At 73.6% G+C, this 1,590-nt stretch carries 1 protein-coding gene and 1 pseudogene; both read left to right on the forward strand.

The genetic code is table 11. The features are described 5' to 3' along the window. Positions 1-1,052 (forward strand): AMP-binding protein (locus PV721_RS43240; RefSeq protein ID WP_319734335.1); only part of this gene is annotated, 1,052 nt, incomplete at its 5' end. Between the two features lie 159 nt (positions 1,053-1,211). After that, positions 1,212-1,590 (forward strand): annotated as a pseudogene (locus PV721_RS43245) (hypothetical protein); the annotation flags it as partial.

Genomic DNA, 1,590 nt, shown 5'->3' on the forward strand with positions numbered 1-1,590 from the left:
CCCCCACCCCCGCCGCTCCCGCGCGTGGGGCGGAGGACCCGGCGCTGATCCTCTACACCTCCGGTACCACCGGCGCCCCCAAGGGCGTGGTCCTCAGCAGCGCCGCGATCACCGCCGACCTCGACGCCCTCGCCGAGGCCTGGCAGTGGAACGCCGCCGACACCCTCGTTCACGGTCTACCCCTGTTCCACGTCCACGGCCTGGTGCTCGGCGTCCTCGGCGCCCTGCGGACCGGCAGCCGTCTCGTGCACACCGGCCGCCCCACCCCCGACGCCTACGCCGCGGCGGGCGGCAGCCTGTACTTCGGGGTACCCACCGTCTGGTCCCGCATCGCCGCCGACCCGCAGGCCGCCGGCGCCCTGTCCGGGGCGCGGCTGCTGGTGTCGGGCAGTGCGGCTCTGCCCGCGCCGGTCTTCCGGGATCTGGAGCGCCTGAGCGGGCACCGCACCGTCGAGCGGTACGGGATGACCGAGACCCTGATCACCGTCAGCGGCCGGGCGGGCGGCCACCTCCACCCGGGCACGGTGGGCACCCCGCTGCCGGGCATCACCACCCGCATCGCCGCCGAGGACGGCGCGGAGATCGGCGAACTCCAGCTCACCGGGCCCACACTGTTCTCCGGCTACCTGAACCGGCCCGAGGCCACCGCCGCGGCCTACACTCCGGACGGCTGGTTCCGTACCGGGGACATCGCCGCCGTCGACGAGAGGGACGGCGTGCACCGCATCGTCGGCCGCGCCTCCACCGACATGATCAAGTCCGGCGGGTACCGGATCGGAGCGGGCGAGATCGAGAACGCCCTGCTGGACCACCCCCACGTCAGCGAAGCGGCCGTGGTCGGCGTCCCGGACGCGGACCTGGGCCAGCGCATCGTCGCCTTCGTCGTCGCCCAGCAGGTCTCCGGGGCCGAGCTCACCGACTTCGTCGCGACCCACCTATCGGTCCACAAAAGGCCGCGCGAGGTGCGCTTCGTCACCGCCATCCCCCGCAACGCCATGGGCAAACCGCAGAAGCGGCTGCTCTTGAGCGACGAGGGCCAGTCCCGACCCTAGGGCCCGTCGAGGGGGCTCCAGCCGACGACCCGGGTGAGTCCGACTCGCGCCGGACGTGGGCCTTCGCCCCATCCCCGTGCGTGGCGGGCGCTCGCTACGCACGGCAGGCCCGTGTCGCGTCGGGCGCATCATCGGGCCGCCTCGGGCAACAAGGCTGCCATGACGACGCAAAGCGGCACCCACGCGAGACGCTCACGGTTCCTGTGGCTCGTACCGGCCCAGGCCGCCGCGATGGTGGCGCTGGGCCTGTTCGTGACCGCCGTACCGGCGGGCCACCGGCTGGCGGCGGCGGAGGACCGGGTCACGGACGCGTTCGCCGCCCACCGGACCGCGTGGGCGGGCTCCGTGTCGGAGTGGCTGTCCGTCGTGGCCTCCACCCAAGGCATCGTCGGCGTGACGCTCATCTGCGTCATCTCCCTGCTCGCGCTGCCCCGCACCCCGCGCTGGGCCGACGCCGTCTTCCTGGGCGCGTCGGTCGCCGTGCAGTCGGCCGTCTTCCTGGTCGTGACGAGTGGTTGTCTCTTTAACCAACACAGGC

Origin of the sequence: Streptomyces sp. MB09-01, assembly GCF_033794505.1 — a bacterium.
In the GTDB taxonomy this organism is placed as follows: Bacteria; Actinomycetota; Actinomycetes; order Streptomycetales; family Streptomycetaceae; genus Streptomyces.